The 15,159-nt window shown below is 69.3% G+C and carries 13 protein-coding genes and 6 pseudogenes; 9 read left to right on the top strand and 10 right to left on the bottom strand.

The annotated features are described in order from the left end of the window. Window positions 1-193 (bottom strand): annotated as a pseudogene (locus O5O46_RS34675) (ISL3 family transposase); the annotation flags it as partial. 365 nt (window positions 194-558) lie between these two features. Here O5O46_RS34675 and O5O46_RS35750 point away from each other — a divergent pair. Beyond that, a pseudogene (locus tag O5O46_RS35750) lies at window positions 559-736 on the top strand (helix-turn-helix domain-containing protein); the annotation flags it as partial. Window positions 737-751: 15 nt separating this feature from the next. After that, window positions 752-919: pseudogene (locus O5O46_RS35745) on the top strand (polyphosphate kinase 2); the annotation flags it as partial. Window positions 920-1,344: 425 nt separating this feature from the next. Here O5O46_RS35745 and O5O46_RS34665 read toward each other — a convergent pair. The 4 genes from O5O46_RS34665 to O5O46_RS34650 form a co-directional block, all read right to left on the bottom strand. Continuing rightward, the gene (locus tag O5O46_RS34665) at window positions 1,345-2,247 is read right to left on the bottom strand and encodes a DUF6777 domain-containing protein (RefSeq protein ID WP_269859663.1); all 903 of its coding nucleotides are present in this window, start codon (window positions 2,245-2,247) and stop codon (window positions 1,345-1,347) included. Window positions 2,248-2,551: 304 nt separating this feature from the next. Then, complete coding sequence (locus O5O46_RS34660) at window positions 2,552-3,505, bottom strand: serine/threonine-protein kinase (protein ID WP_269859665.1); 954 nt, start codon at window positions 3,503-3,505, stop codon at window positions 2,552-2,554. A 78-nt stretch (window positions 3,506-3,583) separates the two neighbouring features. Beyond that, window positions 3,584-4,129, bottom strand: coding sequence for a hypothetical protein (locus O5O46_RS34655; protein ID WP_269859662.1), 546 nt, complete (start codon window positions 4,127-4,129; stop codon window positions 3,584-3,586). Window positions 4,130-4,159: 30 nt separating this feature from the next. Next, on the bottom strand, window positions 4,160-6,508 hold the full coding sequence (locus O5O46_RS34650; RefSeq protein ID WP_269859661.1) for an FHA domain-containing protein: 2,349 nt from the start codon (window positions 6,506-6,508) through the stop codon (window positions 4,160-4,162). Between the two features lie 1,302 nt (window positions 6,509-7,810). Between O5O46_RS34650 and O5O46_RS34645 the strand changes: the two genes are divergently transcribed. After that, the gene (locus tag O5O46_RS34645) at window positions 7,811-8,932 is read left to right on the top strand and encodes a hypothetical protein (protein ID WP_269859660.1); all 1,122 of its coding nucleotides are present in this window, start codon (window positions 7,811-7,813) and stop codon (window positions 8,930-8,932) included. Window positions 8,933-9,207: 275 nt separating this feature from the next. Here the strand turns inward: O5O46_RS34645 and O5O46_RS34640 are convergent, their stop codons facing one another. Continuing rightward, window positions 9,208-9,408 carry a hypothetical protein gene (locus O5O46_RS34640; RefSeq protein WP_269859659.1) on the bottom strand — a complete coding sequence of 67 codons (201 nt, stop codon included), beginning with the start codon at window positions 9,406-9,408 and terminating at the stop codon, window positions 9,208-9,210. Between the two features lie 403 nt (window positions 9,409-9,811). Here O5O46_RS34640 and O5O46_RS34635 point away from each other — a divergent pair, with 403 nt between their 5' ends. Then, window positions 9,812-10,090, top strand: coding sequence for a hypothetical protein (locus tag O5O46_RS34635; protein ID WP_269859658.1), 279 nt, complete (start codon window positions 9,812-9,814; stop codon window positions 10,088-10,090). A gap of 111 nt (window positions 10,091-10,201) precedes the next feature. Here O5O46_RS34635 and O5O46_RS34630 read toward each other — a convergent pair whose 3' ends face one another. Beyond that, complete coding sequence (locus O5O46_RS34630) at window positions 10,202-10,630, bottom strand: hypothetical protein (RefSeq protein WP_269859657.1); 429 nt, start codon at window positions 10,628-10,630, stop codon at window positions 10,202-10,204. Between the two features lie 351 nt (window positions 10,631-10,981). On the opposite strand from O5O46_RS34630, the gene O5O46_RS34625 reads away from it, so the two are divergent. Next, on the top strand, window positions 10,982-11,356 hold the full coding sequence (locus O5O46_RS34625) for a hypothetical protein (protein ID WP_269859656.1): 375 nt from the start codon (window positions 10,982-10,984) through the stop codon (window positions 11,354-11,356). A 234-nt stretch (window positions 11,357-11,590) separates the two neighbouring features. Here O5O46_RS34625 and O5O46_RS34620 read toward each other — a convergent pair whose 3' ends face one another. Then, complete coding sequence (locus tag O5O46_RS34620; protein ID WP_269859655.1) at window positions 11,591-11,788, bottom strand: hypothetical protein; 198 nt, start codon at window positions 11,786-11,788, stop codon at window positions 11,591-11,593. Between the two features lie 268 nt (window positions 11,789-12,056). Continuing rightward, the gene (locus O5O46_RS34615) at window positions 12,057-12,644 is read right to left on the bottom strand and encodes a TetR/AcrR family transcriptional regulator (protein ID WP_269859664.1); all 588 of its coding nucleotides are present in this window, start codon (window positions 12,642-12,644) and stop codon (window positions 12,057-12,059) included. A 576-nt stretch (window positions 12,645-13,220) separates the two neighbouring features. On the opposite strand from O5O46_RS34615, the pseudogene O5O46_RS34610 reads away from it, so the two are divergent. Continuing rightward, a pseudogene (locus O5O46_RS34610) lies at window positions 13,221-13,424 on the top strand (transposase); the annotation flags it as partial. Here O5O46_RS34610 and O5O46_RS35740 read toward each other — a convergent pair. Then, window positions 13,379-13,588, bottom strand: a pseudogene (locus tag O5O46_RS35740) (IS701 family transposase); the annotation flags it as partial. The pseudogenes O5O46_RS34610 and O5O46_RS35740 sit on opposite strands and share 46 nt — an antisense overlap. A 404-nt stretch (window positions 13,589-13,992) precedes the next feature. Here O5O46_RS35740 and O5O46_RS34605 point away from each other — a divergent pair. The 3 genes and pseudogenes from O5O46_RS34605 to O5O46_RS34595 all read left to right on the top strand — a co-directional run. After that, a complete protein-coding gene (locus O5O46_RS34605) occupies window positions 13,993-14,451 on the top strand; it encodes a nitroreductase family deazaflavin-dependent oxidoreductase (RefSeq protein WP_269859654.1) in 459 nt (152 codons plus the stop codon). A gap of 2 nt (window positions 14,452-14,453) precedes the next feature. Next, window positions 14,454-14,915: a cupin domain-containing protein gene (locus tag O5O46_RS34600; RefSeq protein WP_269859653.1), complete on the top strand. Its 462-nt coding sequence runs from the start codon at window positions 14,454-14,456 to the stop codon at window positions 14,913-14,915. 64 nt (window positions 14,916-14,979) lie between these two features. Further along, window positions 14,980-15,159 (top strand): annotated as a pseudogene (locus O5O46_RS34595) (hypothetical protein); the annotation flags it as partial.

Here is a 15,159-nt window from a genome sequence, read left to right as displayed (position 1 = left end):
TCGTCGGCCGCCAGCCGGGTGGCTCGTGCGCCAGTCGCCGGGTCACGGTGTCACGCGGTGTGCCATCGCAATCGCAGCGGTGGCACCACTGATCGGACTCGACGACCCGGCACACGAGAACCGCACCATCCTGGGCGAGTCGCTGACCGGTGACGTCGGGCCCGAGCTCGTCAAGGCGGCAGAACGTAGTCATATCAGCACGGGCGAAGCCCGCTTCAGGGGTAGCGTCGTGCAACGTCGAGGCCTTCTGGATGGGCTTGGTGTAGGCCCCCCATCCTCGGGAGACCCCGACGCCACCCGGCCACCGACGCGGGGTAAGCTTCCACCGCCGGTGTGACACAAGTTCCTGACGGTTGAGGACCTGAAGCCATCCAGGTGAGGGCGAATCGTCCCGCTTCGACCCCGGTCGCGCGAAGGCGACCGCGGCCGGAATTTGAATCGTGGCTTCGGTCGTGGCTTTGGGGCCGTTTAACTCTGAGGGCGTTCAGCGGCTACTGACCTTGTAGCTGTGTTGTCGCAGGGGCTGACAGGTGGAGATCGTCGCGGTACGCCGGTTGTATGAGGTATCCGCAGGGTGGTGGGCTCACAGCAGAGCGCCGGGCCTTTCGCGAGCAGTTCCGCCTGGAAGCAGCCGAGTTTATTCGCCGCCGGGGAGACCAGCACGGTGATCGCGAAGCAGTTACGGGTCAGCGTGCGGTCCGTACAACGCTGGCGCCGCGCCTGGGAAGAAGGTGGATTCGACCGTAGCTGATATAACCGCGCTGGCGTCGAGCACGTCATGGGCTTCTGTACCAATGAGGAGTACGCGCGCTTTCTGTACCAGTGCCCGATCTTCGAACGGATGCTGGTACAGGAGGGCATCTTGCTGCGCAAGTACTGGTTCTCCGTCAGCGACGCCGTACAAGAGGAGCGGTTGCGCACTGATCCGTACCTCGTCGCCAACCACGGTTTCCACCGCGCTGGCGTAGTACCAGCCGAGAATCAACAGTGCGGTCGCGAAGAGGGCGGCGCGCAGCGGCCCGCGCATTCGTGCCCGTCCCCAGCCCACGCGCCAGCGCGATCCCGTCCACCCCTGCTACGCCTCCACACCGCTGGCCTGCCCATCACGCCGCTCCTCGACCGGAAAACCGGTCGTCTTCACGCGCATCGGTCCGCACCGGACCGCATCGTAGGAGCCGTCTTTGTGAAAACCATGTGGACGTCTCCGCCGCGAGTGCCCTGGGCGTCGCGCGACCTGTGTATTGGCTGTGTCGGCGGGCTTCGAGGTAGGCCGGACGCAGCAGCACGTCGAGGGCGACGGCGTCCCCCCGGCGCCAGCACGCGGTCCGCCGTCAGCGGCCGGGCTTATGGAGGCGGGGGCGAGGAGGCCGGTGGGCTGGTCGCCGGTGTGGTCGGGGTGGACGGTCCGCTGCTCGGAGAGGTGGTGGCCGTCGATGGCGGAGGGGGCGGCGACGAGGAGGCCGAGGATGAGGCGGAAGCGCTGGGGGACGGCGAGGGTGACTCGGACGGCTGGGTGGTTGGCGGCGGGACCGGCTTGTCCTGGCCTCCTTTGTCGCCGACGAACCGCTCGAACCAGCTGCCGTCCTGGATGTTGACGACGATGATCGTGACCATGGGCCGCGGGGCCGCGGTGACCACGACGAGGTTCGAGGGCTGGTAGGAAGGCCAGGCCTGGCCGGTGTACCGGGGGTTGGCCACCAGCGCCGGGGGCGTGAGCGGGTTGCCGCAGGCGCAGCGCACCCGGGGCAGCCCCCGGTCGTCGACCAGAACGGCGGTGCCCGCCTGTAGGACGGATTGGAAGCTGGTGGCGGCGCCGTTCCGGTAGCCGTGGTTGGTCACCCGGGTGTCGGCCCGCAGCAGCACGGGGGTGAGCGAGTGGATGTACGACGGCACGGCGGCGGCGTCGATGCCTTCCACCCCGGCCCACGCGCGCTCCTTGTCCCGGTTCGCGGTCAGAAACCTGACCAGCCGGCCGACATCGCAGCTTGAGGTGTGCATCGAGCCGCCGTACAGCCCCGCGGTCGATCCGGGGACGCCCCGGATGCCGTTCGCGGTGGGCGACGGCATGGTGGCGGCCGGAGACGGGGTCGCGGTGGCAGCCTGGCCCGTCGATGGAGTGAACGGGTCGGGGCCGGTCGACGCGGCCGACTGGAGCAGCACCTCCTTGTGGGGCGACGCCCCCAGCACACTGCTGAGCACCAACCCCACCACCGCGGCCAGCACTGCGACACCGGCCGCCAGCCCCACCTTCCGGGGCGACCGCCACCACGGTCCCGGCGGCCCTGGGCGACCCCCCGCACCACCACCACCGCCGGGCGGGGCGGGCGGCGGGGGAGGCCCCGGGGGGCGTGGGCCGGAAGGCTGCCCGGACAGCGGGCCTGCGGGCGGCCCGGTCGGGGGTCCGCCTGAGCGGTCGGACGGAGGGGGCGAACTCACCGGCGCTTCCTCCCGTACGGCGTCGAGGGTCTACGTTTCGTGTCCGCCCCTTCCCGCATTGTGTGCGGGTGCTCCGTACCTTCCGCAACTCGGCGCGGGCGTCCGGCGACGGTGGCTACCGCACGCGTGGCGCGAACACCGGCATGGCCCATGCCGGGGGCATGGGCGGCCGCGTCGCGGGCACCGGCAGGCCGTGGTCCACCTGGGTCGCGGGGTGCGCTACGACCTCCTGTACCACCTCGCCCGCGTCCCGTAGCGCCGCGACGAACGCCACACAGCTGCCGTAGCGGTCGTCCGGCGACTTGGCGAGCCCCTTCGCCAGCACGTCGTCGACCGTCGTGGACAGGTCCGTACGGCGTGAACTCAGCGGTGGCGGGGGCTCGTTGAGATGTGCCCACAGCTGCGCCAGGTCGTCATCGCGCCGGAAGGGCGGCGTGCCGGCGAGCGCCTCGTACACCACGCACGCCAGACTGTACACGTCGCAGCGCCCGTCCACTGGCTTGCCCGAGATCTGTTCGGGGGCCACGTAGTCCACGGTTCCGACGAACTGTCCGGCCGAGGTCAGCCCGGTCAGCGACAGTGACCTTTTCATCAGTCCGAAGTCGGCGAGGTACACATGCTCGGGGTGGTCCGTGTCGATGCCCTGGCCCACCAGGATGTTGCCCGGCTTGACATCCCGGTGGACCAGGCCGTGGGCATGGGCGGTGTCCAGTGCGGAGGCCACCTGTGCGGCGATGCGCGCGGTGGCATCGACGGAGAGCTGGCCCTGGCGGTCGAGCAGTGCCCGCAGGTCCCCTCCGGGCACGTACCGCATGGCGATGTAGAGGACGCCGTCGGCTTCCCCGGCCTCGAAGACCGGGACGATATGCGGATGGTCGAGCCCGGCGGCAAGCCGTGACTCTCGGATGAACCGTTCACGGAAGACCGCGTTGCTCGTGAGCCCGGGGGACAGGAGTTTCAGTGCCACCGTACGGTCGAGACGCAGATCCCTGGCCCGGTAGACCGCCGCCATCCCACCACGCCCGATCTCGGCCTCTATCCGGTACGCGGCGACCTCCCGCCCGACCATCCCGGACGGGCGCTCCGCCGTCGGATCCCGGTCATCGGCCACGGCGGCCCCTTCGCGGCTGCGGGTGGCCGGGCGCCATCACGGTCCGCCGTCCTGCCGGGTGGGCTGGTCCGACGCGGGAGGTTCGGCGGCCGAGGGTCCACTGGTGGCCGCGAAGGTCGCCAGGGCGGGTCCATCGCAGTAGTACCAGCGGTCGGTTTCCGCGTCGAACAGCCACACCTCGTCGCCGTTGAGGACCACCCCGAGACGCACGCCCCTGGTGCTGGCCCGGAAGGTCGCGTCGTCCGTACGACCCGCCATCAGCTCCTCCAGCTTTCGGCGGTAGCCCCCGACCGCTTGGTCCACCCGCGCCAGCAGCGGACGCGGATCACTGGTACGGCCGAGCGGGAGTCCGGCGGTGGGCGGTTCGTCCGGGATGGAGATCAAGGGGCGACCGTCCACCCACGCGATCCATCCGTTGGAGCACTCGATCCGGCACCAGTCGCCCCTGCGGTCGGTAACCCGCACCGGCAGCAGCGGATCGAGCCATGCCGACGGGACCTCCTGGCCCCGGCTGGTCTCCGCCCAGGCGGGTACGGCGTGCCTCGGGGTGACATGTGTCGGACGGAACTCGCTCTCGTACATGGCGGTGCTCCCGCTACTCTTCCGCCGCAGCTAGCCGCGCATGGCGGCGGGCTCACGGCCGCGCAGCAGGGCGCGGACGACGAACCCCGCGGCGGCCGACAGAACGACCAGCATGGTGACGTCGAGTGCCCAGGTCCCGGGCGAGTGTCGAAAGAGCGGATCCGCGGTCAGGGCGCCGGGAACGATCCGGTGCAGGTCCACGGTCCCGGCCATCGCGCCAAGCGCCCAGCGCGCGGGGACGAGCCAGGAGAACTGGTCGAGGCCGGGCACTCCGTGGAGGGTGAGCAGGGCCCCGCAGAAGACGACCTGCACGATGGTGACCATCACCAGGAGCGGCATGGTGACCTCCTCCCTGCGCACCAGCGCCGAGATCAGCAGGCCGAACATCATGGCAGTGAAGGACAGCAGCGCGACTGTGACGGTGAGCTCGGCGAGCGGCGGCAGCCCCGCCGCACCGCCCTTGACGCCCAGCGTGACCCCGACCAGACCGACCATGGTGAGCACCACCGCCTGGACCACGGTCACCGCGCCCAGCACGACGATCTTGGAGAAGAGGTACGCGGAGCGGGACAGGCCGACGGCCCGCTCCCGCTGATAGATCACCCGCTCCTTGATCAGTTCCCGTACCGCGTTGGCCGCCCCGGTCAGCACGCCCCCGACACACAGGATGAGCAGCGCGTTCATCGCCGTGGTCGGGGTGAGTCGGCCGCCCGCGAGGGCCCGGGCCATCGTGCCCATCACGAAGGGCAGCACCACCATGACCACCAGGAAGGTGCGGTCGACGCTGAGGACCGCGGTGTAGCGGCGGACCAGGGTGCGCAGTTGGCTGCCCCAACTCTGCGGTTTCCGCGGCGCGGCGATCGCCCGCGCCGGGCTGGCGGCCGGACGACATACCTCCATGGCGTCGCTGATGTACTCCCGACGCAGCGGCGAAGCGCGGTACTGTGCCGCCCAGTCGCGGCGAGTGTCGCTCTCGAACGCCTCGAAGGCCTCGGGCCACTGGGCGAAACCGAAGAACGGCAGTGCCTCCCGCGGCGGTCCGTAGTAGGCGATCCGGCCGCCGGGGGCGAGTACCAGCAGCCGGTCGCAGACATCGAGGCTGAGCACGCTGTGCGTGACCACGATGACCGTGCGGCCGTCGTCGGCCAGGGCGCGCAGCATGTGCATGACCGAACGGTCCATCCCCGGGTCCAGTCCTGAGGTCGGCTCGTCCAGGAAGAGCAGTGAGGGCTTGGTGAGCAGTTCCAGCGCCACGCTGACCCGTTTGCGCTGGCCGCCGGAGAGGCTGCTGATCGGCTGGTCGACCCTCGCCCGCAGGCCGAGGTCGGCCACCACCTCGGTCACCCGGGTGAGCCGCTCGGTCTTGCCGGTGTCCCCCGGAAAGCGCAGCTCGGCGGCGTATTCGAGGGCGCGCCGGGCGGACAACTGCGTGTGCAGGATGTCCTCCTGCGGCACCAGGCCGATGCGCTGCCGCAGCTCCGCGTAATTCCGGTACAAATCCCGGCCGTCGTACAGCACCGTGCCGTGGTCGGCGGGGCGCAGGCCAGTGAGGGCGCCCAGTAGCGTGGACTTACCCGCACCACTCGGCCCGACCACGGCCAGCAGGCACTTCTCGCCCACCGGGAACGAGACATGGTCGAGGAGGGCCCTGCGTCCCCCGTCCACCGCCACCGTCAGCTCCTGGACGGTCAGCGAGACCTCGCCGGTGTCGACGAACTCCTGCAACTCGTCGCCCACCAGCCGGAAGGCTGAGTGGCCGACGCCGATGATGTCTCCGGGCCGGACCTGGGACCGCTGGGTGCGCTGGCCGTTGAGGTACGTTCCGTTGTGGCTGCCCATGTCAACGATCTCGTATCCGCCGCCCGGCAGGGTGCGCAGCTCCGCGTGGGCGCGGGAGACCACGAGGTCATCGACGACCAGGTCGTTTCCGAGGGCTCGGCCGATCTTGAGGGTCCTGACCGGCAGCGGCCGTATGGCGGTGGGCTGGCGGAACGCCCCGGCCGCGGACGGGGTTTCGGCCGAGGCGGGGACGGCCCGCTCCGGCTGTGACGGGGCACCGCTGAGCCTCGCCTGCGGTCCGTCATCGGGGTTGGCGAACCGCAGCACACTCCCGGGCCCAACCGGCACCGGCCCCACCAGCCGTGCGCGCTGACCGTCGGCATAGGTTCCGTTGGTGCTGCCGGTGTCCTCCAGCACCCAGCTGTGCTCGCCGGGCCTTAGCACGGCGTGCTGCCAGGAGACCCTGGGGTCGGTACACACGATGTCGCTGAGCGGGTCGCGGCCGATGGTGTAGGACCTGCCCGGCTTCATCACCTGCGAGTCGCCTTCGCTCTCAACAAGCAACTCGGGCGGGAAGGGTGCGTACGACCGCCTACCCATGATCCACATGCTACCGCCGTGCCCCTGCGACTGCCTCCGCTGCAGGCCCGCCCGTTTCGCATCACTCGCCGGGTCGTACCAGCCGTCGGCCAGAATCCAGATGGCGCTCGAGCACGGCGAGAAGTATGCCGAGCGCGGTCGCAGAGTCGCCGACCTTGTACGCTGCCGACGAGGTCTCCAGCGCGTCCAGCACCGGCTCGTACCGCTCCAGCCGGCCGGCCGCGCTGGTCCGCCGTGGCCGTGGCCCGTGCGGCGTCGAACGCGGCCTCCGCGCGCTCCAACACATCGGGCGGGAACATCGGCTACACACTAATCCAGCGACATCGCCGCAAACGAACCTGTGGCCCCGTCACGGTCGTCCGCGAGCCCTGACCACCTCCTGTCAGAGGCAAGGGCCGCCCGCACCACACGCCCATCGGAGGCCGGACCACCCCATCCGCCACGAGCCCTTGCCGCCACCGGAACAGCCCCCGTTCCTTGGCGGCACGGGCTCTGCCTGCTTGGGGTAGGCGCGGCCTATGTCGAACTTCCGTTGATGGCCCTGGCAGTCGTGGGCGGCGGGGTCGCTCTGCTGGTTCAGCACTGGTCCGACGGCCGCCCATGGCCTGACGCACGGGTATCCGCCGGGCTACTCGTCATCGTGGACGTGCTGTTTGGGCTGGCAGCCTCCCGGCGAACCGGACGGCGCACCCATCGGTGACAGCAGCCCGGCCGGGCAGCGAACCGCTGTGCGGCTCGCTGTCGAACTGAGGCCCGTTGGAAGTCACGGCGCACGGGTACTGTTCATGCCTCAAGTGGGCGCACAGACCGCCTTCTCGGTTCTGTTACGGTCTGAGCGTCAGGCGGCGGAAGCATCGGACGGCCCTTCAGGGCCTCTCGCGGCGCCCGGGAGCCGAATCTCCTCCACTTGGTCACGAGACGGGCTGAAGTCCTCGATCTTGCGCCCCTGCCGCTCGATGACCCCGAGCTGCCGGGGCGTCGTCGTGTCTACTGCCGCGTGTGTGGGCGCCCGCTGTCCGGGCGGGAGGCGCGCTGGTGGGGGTTGCGTGGCGGATGCCGGGCACGCGCTCCAGTTCTGGCCCCGCGGCTGAGATGGCCGCCCGTCGCAACGCACGCCCACCCACCCGACACGCCCCCCGACAATCATCCGTGCTGGTCGACTGACGTGTCCGTAGTTCTGCTTCCACTTAGCTCATCCATCGACCAGCAGGAGGGCGTCGGCGAGGCTGTCACGGCCAACACCCCGCCGAGGGCGGATGGACTCCCCGAAATCTTCGCTGGCTGCTGGCCACCCTCGGGCCGGTGAACATCTCCACGTTCGGCCGCAACGTCGGCATCTCGGCCGCTCTCGTTCACCGCCGCGGCGGCTTCCACGACGCGACGCAGGCCCTGTTCCCGCACCTGGAAGTGCTCACCGCCTACCGGCTGCTGTTCGGCATCTACTCCGGCATCGTCCCCGACGGCATCGAGGACCTGGTCACGCAGGACGTCGACTGGGCCGGTGACTCCACGATCCTGCTCTCCTACGTCAAGGGCCGCACCGCGGCCGAGAGCCTGAATCTGCCGCGCAGGGCCGTGCGCCTGCTGGAGCAGTGGCTGGCCCACTCCACGCTGCTGCGGAGCTTCGTTCCGCCGGACGAGGGCCGCAAACTGTGGTTGGGCCTGGGCCGGGCCGGCGGCGACCGCCGGGTGAGACAGTTCGACCGCGTCGCCATCCAGCGGTGGGTCCAGCGGCACGAGCTGGTCGGGGACAACGGGCAGCCCCTGAAGATCCACCGGTCCCGGATCCGCACCACGCACGAAGCGATGCGGGACAAGAGCACCTGGACCGGCAGCGGCCGGGCCACCATCGACCCGAACCACACACCCGCCGTCGAAGGCGACCACTATCTGACAGCCGCGACCCCCGCCCAGCAACGGGCGGTCGAGGCCGTGATCGAAGACGCCCAGCATGACCTGCTGCGCAGGTCCCATCCGCCAACGGTGATCACCGAGGAAGAGGCCGCCGCCCTGGCCGAAGGCTATCCGCAGCTCGTGGCGGCCCTTGCCGTCGACGACGACGTGATCGCCGAACTCGTCGGCGGACAGCGGGATGTGTTCACCGCCGCATGCGGCGATCAGCTGTCCGGACTGCATGGCCCGAAGGGCAAGCCCTGTCCGGCCCGCCCCTGGGTCTGCCTGTTGTGTCCCCTGGCGGTGTTCGCACCACGGCATGCAGTCAGCCTGCTGCGGCTGAAGGCGTTCTTCTCCCGGCAGTGGCAGCAGATGCCCGCCGCCCACTTCATGGCGGTCTTCGGCCCCTACGCCACCCGCATCCAGCAGGTCCTGGACCGCTTCGATCCGGCCGTGGTCACCGCTGCCGCCGCCCACGTCACCGACCGGGACGACGAACTTCCCCTGCGACCCGAGGAGATGACCGCATGAACACCGCTCTCGCCCCCGTATTCGACGGACACTCGGCCGTCTTTGCGGGCGCCGATGTCTGCGACGAAGCCGGCCTGGCCCTGCCGGACAACGCCGCTCGCCCCGCGTTCGAGGACGACATCTGGGACTTCACCCACGTCATCGGCTTGCCGACCCAGTTGAGCCCCTCGCTGCGGCGCTTCGACTTCACCCTGATCACGGACACGCGTTGGCGACTGGTGGCCAAGGAACTGATCCTGGCGATGCTCGCACCACGCCACCAGACGGTCGCCCCGTTACCCCGAGCCTTCCGCAACCCGCTCCACGTCACCAGCTGCCGCAGCCGTCTCGACGAACTCGTCCGCTTCTTCAACTGGCTGGGCGAACAGGCGACCAGCAGCCTGCAACAGATCACCACCCGGGACTGCGAGGCATACCTGGCCCACCGACGCTATGTGCTCGACGAGGACGGAGCCGTGATCGGCGAGAACAGCCACGCGACCAGGAGATCCGCCGCCCCGGCCGTTGTCGACCTGGTGAGCATGGATCTGCTTCGGTGGTTCCGGTTCATCTGGGTTCTTGGGGTGGACTGGGACCGTGCGGACCGATCCGATGCCCGGGACTTCGCCCGCTGGATGCAGCTGGCGGACAAGCCGGTGCGGACTCACTGGCGTCGACGGGATGAGGGCGGGACAGTGCCGAGAGCCACGAAACGCCGCGTTCCGAGTACGCCGAACCTGGTCACCGGCAAGTCCGCACCAGGCCCGAAGTACGCGGCATCGACCCGCGCGCACTGTGAAACGGTGGTGCGGTCGTTCTACGACTTCCACATCGATCAGGGCACCGGGCCCGTCATCAATCCCTTCCCGCTCGCTCCGACCCCGCCGCGGAATCCTCGTCGTGCACCAGGTTCTATGGCCGGAGGAGATCCGCGAACCCGGCGACTGGGCACCCTCAGCCCCGGTGAGGGAGCAGGAACTCCGGCTGGCCGAGGTGCTTATGGAGCAGCTCACGGGAGTCGACGTCGACCAGCTGCACGACGAGTACGGGGCCGCGCTGGAGCAGCTGATCCTGGCCCAGGCCGAGGGGCGAGAGCTACCGCCGCTGCCCGAGCCGGCGCCCGCTACAGACCTTCAGGCAGCGCTGGAGGAGTCCATCCAGCGGGCACGGCAGCGGTAGAGGCGAACACGACGGCGCCCCCACCGCCTCGTCATCGAGGCCAGGCAGGGGCGCAGGGCGAGGGAGTTCAGCCCCTCTCAGAGCGCCGCTCGCGATGGATCTGACGGCGGCTCACGGGCCTGTAACGATGTAGTTGCCTGCCAGAAGCCCAGAAGCGTCACGGTCGTCGGCACTGGCTTTCATGGTCACGACCACCGAAGAGGTAGTTAGGTTCGTAAAGACGACCCTGGGATTTTGATCCGAGCTATCGACTGTAAAGGGACCCTTGACCATCGTGCCATTGATGAATGCCTCGAAGTCACCAGTCGTTACTGCCCCTTCCTTCGTGACCTGCACAGACAGGGTCTCCCCGGGACCGACGCTGACTGAGCCACACGGCACATAGGAAAAATAGGTCACTTGACAGGAGAAGCTGGTACCTCCGACCTCAGCGACCGCCGGAGTCACAAACATGTGCGGCGCGGCTTGCGCCGGAACCACAGCAAGTCCGGGCAGGGCCAGCATGCCCGCCGTGACCACGGAAATCAGTCTTTTGCGCATGACATACCTCCTGACATGCCATGAGAGATGGGCCGACCGCGCCCACGGTCACGAGGCTGACTGGACAGGGCAAGATGCCACTGCGACAAAGGCCATAAATAGTGACGGGACTTCTGCCGCACCCATCTGAAGGTCTTCTCCTCAAAACCTACGCCGCCGAATGGGTGATCGCACGACGAGGCGTTATCTCCCCAGACTCGGACTCGGGCTGCTCGTGGGGCCGGGTGTCAGATGCAGCTGAAGGCCCTTGCCCAAGCTGGGCAAGGGCCTTCAATGCGTACGGCTACAGGCTGCTGTCGATCGTGTTGATCCGGGCGGTGACCTGGTTCAACTCGTCGTTGCCCGACATCCGTGGACAGCGACTGGCAGTCGGTCGACATCTGGGCGACGTCCTGGTTCTGCCCGTCGTTGCCGATCGCGGTCAGGTCCTTTTGCATCGCGCTGGCGTGGTCCTGGCCGCCGCCGGTCCACCAGGAGGCGATCCCGGCGGCGGCTCCGGTGGTGGACGAGGTGGGCGAGGGCGAGGTGGTCGAGTCGGCCGTCGCCATGGATGACGGGGTGGCCGAGGTGCGCTTCGACGCGGAGCCCAGCGCGCCGATGACGATCAGGCCCAGGAGGCAGACGCCGAGGATCAGCAGGACGCGGCCTGCGCGCTTCTTCGGCGGCTTCGGCAGAGGAGACAGCTGGCTGGTGAGGGGAACGGTCGGCTGCGGCTCGCCGGGCTGAGGTACGCCCCAAGGGACATACTGCGGGTCGGAGTTGGGCTGCGCCGCCCAGGACGGACGGTGCGGCTGCTGCGGGTCGGACATGGGATTACCCCCGTGTGCTTGAGTTGAGCGGAGGTTGTTCGGGGAGTCTGTCGGGCATGTGACTGAATGTGTCGGAGTTGCAGGACTGTGACGCGGCCGGGACCAGGGCCCGGCTGATGGAAGCCGGCCGGGCGCGGTGGCGGATGGAGCGTCAGTTCTCCCAGCGGCGGGCCACGTCGAGGGCGCGGCGCAGCGCTGAGGCGAGCGGGAGGCGCTGCGCCCCCGGCAGACGCACGGCCACCGTCTCCTCCCGCTCCGCAGAGTGGACCTCGGTCACGACCACGACCACGTTGCCCCCGTCCGGAGTCGCGGCGAGGGTGCCAGCGACAACCGTGAGAGTGCCATCCACCAAGCACTCATCCCGCCATACGGTCCGCTCCGTGAGCGCCTCGATCAGGGGTGGTGGTCACGCCGACCTCGGCGACACCGCGGCTGTTCGGGCCGGTGATCCCGTACTCGGCCGGCCCGTGGCGTCGGGCCGGGTGATGCGCACGTACACCTCCGCCTCGCCGGGGCGGCACGACGACGGCCGACTGAGTTGGCGGTGCGAACACTGCTGGCAAACGGTCCTCGTTCGTGCTCGGGTGCGCGGTCGTGCGCTGGGGATTTGACGTGCGTCAGCCCAGCACGCCGGTCAGGGCGCGGGTGAGTACGGTGGCGAACCGGTCGCGGGGGTCGCTTTTGGGCGGGGTGGCGGTGAGCAGGGCGGAGATGTGGGGGTGGGTGCCCGCGGTGGCGACGTGGCGCAGGTAGGCGGACTGGCGCTGGGCGCTGGGGCCTGCGGAGGCCAGTTCGTTCTGGACGAACTGGGCGGTCAGTGCGTTCAGTAGAGCGAATGCCTCGAGTTTGCGGGCGGGTTCGGCCGGGTGGTCGGCGAGGGCGTCGAGTACGTGCTCGAGCAGTTCGATCCCTTGCGGGCCGAGGGCGGGGCGGGTAATGACCAGGGTCGGCAGCCAGGGATGGCGCCGCAGGATCCGCCGGGCCTGGTGGGCTATTTCAAGCAGGTCCGCCTGCCAATCGCCGCTGGGGGCGGGCAGGTCGTATTCGCCGGCGGTGCTGTCGATCATCAGGTCGAGCAGGTCGTCGCGGGTGGCCACGTAGCGGTAGAGCGACGCGGCTCCGGTGCCCAAGGCTGCGGCGACGCGGCGCATGGAGACGGCCTCCAGGCCCTGCCGGTCGGCCAGTTCCACGGCAGCGGTGGTGATCTCGGCGCGGCTTCACTCGGCCGGGCGTCCGAGCGGTGCCTGCTCTGGCCGCAGCCAGATCACCGGCTCCTGCTGCTGTCCTGCCATTGTCACCTCCCGTGTTGCCGTCAGGTGGTGCACTGGCGCGACTACCTGGACCCCATCGCCGTATTCGACGCACAGGGATGGCCGCAAGACCGCCATTCGTAACAACCACCGCACGCGCCGAGGCCACGTCGCCCCGCAACGTGCATTCCCATGTACACCTGCGGCCCCCCGGTCAGCGAGACCGGTGATCCGCCCCGATCATTGGTGCACTTCCCGCCTTGATGACACCAATGGAGAACTCATTCACAACGCACCACCCGCGCAGCTGCGTTGCCCTTCCGGCGGAAAGCCCAAGACAGCAGGAGTCACGTAGGGTGACTGCCGATGGCAGCCCGTTGGGACGTTCTGCTCATGATCGGCGCCCACGAGCAGTGCTCATCGCGTGCGGAAATTGCCCTCGCTGCAGAAGCCGGTGCTCACGAAGTCGGTTGGATAGCAGTGGATTAGCAAATCCGCGATCCCATTGACAATGACTACGTTCAGTAGCGACTGTTCGTGCTGTACACCGGCATTCCGTGGTGGTACCTGCCGCAGGAGCTCGGCTTCGGATCTGGGATGACCTGCTGGCGGCGGCTGCGGGACTGCAACGAGGCCGGGGTGGGGCAGCGCCTGCGCGAGCTGCTGCCGGCCGAGCTGCGGTCGGCCGGGGCGAGGCGGTCGCGGGCCAGGTTGTGGTCGACGCGGGCGCGAGCGAGGAAGTGCTGCAGGCGGTGCGGACCGGAGTGGCCCAGGGCCTCGGCGAGCGTCCAGCAGTTGCGGGTGTCCAGCTCCATCAGCATCGCCTCGCACATCTCCCGTGCCAGCAGGCGGGGTTCACGCCGGGTGAAGCAGTCCGCCACCGCGGCCATGGCCGCTCCCACCGGCCCGTCCGCTCACGCTCGGCTAATGATCACGGTGGCCGTTCCTCTGCCCGCGACGCCCCGGCAACCGCCCGGACCACCTATCAACCGGCCGGCTGCCCGCAAGAACGCCCGCCCGCAGCGGCCTGAAGGTGCCGACGGCGGCAGGCCCGTGTTCGGGGCTTCTTTGCCGGGTGGCGCTGTGCCACGGGCGATGCCTCTGCCGATCATCGGGAATTGACGGTGGTACTGCTGGTCCTATCCGCGCCTCTGGTGGCGGTCGGCTCCGGAAGAGGACGATCGCTCCGGGGAGGCGATCTGCCGAAGGTCGCCGCCCATGGCCGCCCGGGTTCGGAGTCCTGCACAGGCACGGCGTTCCGCCTGGCCGGCAGGCCATCCACCCGTCTCGCACCGGAGAGGTCATGGTTGATTCCGCCGGTTTCAACGCACGCAGTATCGGGGAGTTCCGCGCCAATCACGGTCAGCTCGGTGGAGGTTTCGCCGGGGCCCCGGTGTTGCTGCTGCACACCGTCGGGGCACGTTCGGGTGCCGCCCGGGTGAATCCGATGATGTATCTGGCCGACCAGGGGCGCTATCTGGTCTTCGCCTCCAAGGCGGGCTCCGAGCGCAATCCGGACTGGTATCACAACCTGCTCGCGCATCCCGAGGTGCGCATCGAGGTGGGCGACGACGTCGTTGCCGTACGGGCCGTGGAGTTGCGCGGTGCCGAGCGCGACACCGCCTACGCCGAACAGGCCCGCCGCCACCCCGGCTTCGCCGGTTACCAGCGCAAGACGCGGCGGGTGATCCCCGTCGTCGCGCTCATCCCCACGGGTGAGGGCACAGTGCCCGCCGACCGCACAGAACGGACATCGTCGTGAGCATGGCCTATCTCGCACAGCCCGAGGAGCAGCAGAAGCTCGAATGGCTCGACGGGGGCCAGTTCGCCGTGCTTCTGGATAGCACAGCCACCGACGGGCAGCTGACCGTCGGACGGTTCAGCGTCGCCAGGGGTGAGGCACCGCCCTACCACATGCACACACGCGAGGACGAGATCTTCATGCTGGTCAAGGGCACCGCGCTGCTGTGGTCGGACGACCAGGAGATGGAGCTGTCGGAGGGTGGCATCGTCTATCTGCCCAAGAACGTCCCGCACGGCTACCGGATCACCTCCGACACGGCGGACCTGCTGATGATCTGTACCCCCGGCGGCATCGAGGGCATGTTCCGGCACGTCGGACGCGACATGTCGACCGCCCGGCCCGATGGGTTCGAGATCTCCAAGGAACGGATGGCAGAGGCCGCCGACATGTACGGCCAGATCATCCTCGGCCCGCCGCGCTGAGCATCGACACACGCTCGGCTCCACCTGCACATACACCCCATAAGACCGGAAGAAGGGCACACCCATGTCAGGGCAGCAACGCCGCGACCTCGACGAGATGCTCCGGCACGCTCCGCTCGACGTGGGAGGCGACGTGGCCGAAGCGCGTGCCGTCTTCCACGAGATGATGACCTCGATACCGCTGCCCCCCGATGTCACGCCCACCCCCCCCCCCCCGACACTCGCCCAACCGCCCGACCGCCCC

The organism is Streptomyces sp. RPT161 (assembly GCF_027533845.1).
In the GTDB taxonomy this organism is placed as follows: Bacteria; Actinomycetota; Actinomycetes; order Streptomycetales; family Streptomycetaceae; genus Streptantibioticus_A; species Streptantibioticus_A silvisoli_A.
This window is presented reverse-complemented; position numbering and strand designations above follow the sequence as displayed.

Coding starts and splice junctions, on each gene's coding strand:
- O5O46_RS34660 (WP_269859665.1), bottom strand. CDS start 3,505: ATGGTCGGGCGGGAGGTCGCCGCGTACCGGATAGAGGCCGAGATCGGG.
- O5O46_RS34655 (WP_269859662.1), bottom strand. CDS start 4,129: ATGTACGAGAGCGAGTTCCGTCCGACACATGTCACCCCGAGGCACGCC.
- O5O46_RS34650 (WP_269859661.1), bottom strand. CDS start 6,508: ATGGGTAGGCGGTCGTACGCACCCTTCCCGCCCGAGTTGCTTGTTGAG.
- O5O46_RS34630 (WP_269859657.1), bottom strand. CDS start 10,630: ATGCGCAAAAGACTGATTTCCGTGGTCACGGCGGGCATGCTGGCCCTG.
- O5O46_RS34605 (WP_269859654.1), top strand. CDS start 13,993: ATGGTTGATTCCGCCGGTTTCAACGCACGCAGTATCGGGGAGTTCCGC.
- O5O46_RS34600 (WP_269859653.1), top strand. CDS start 14,454: ATGGCCTATCTCGCACAGCCCGAGGAGCAGCAGAAGCTCGAATGGCTC.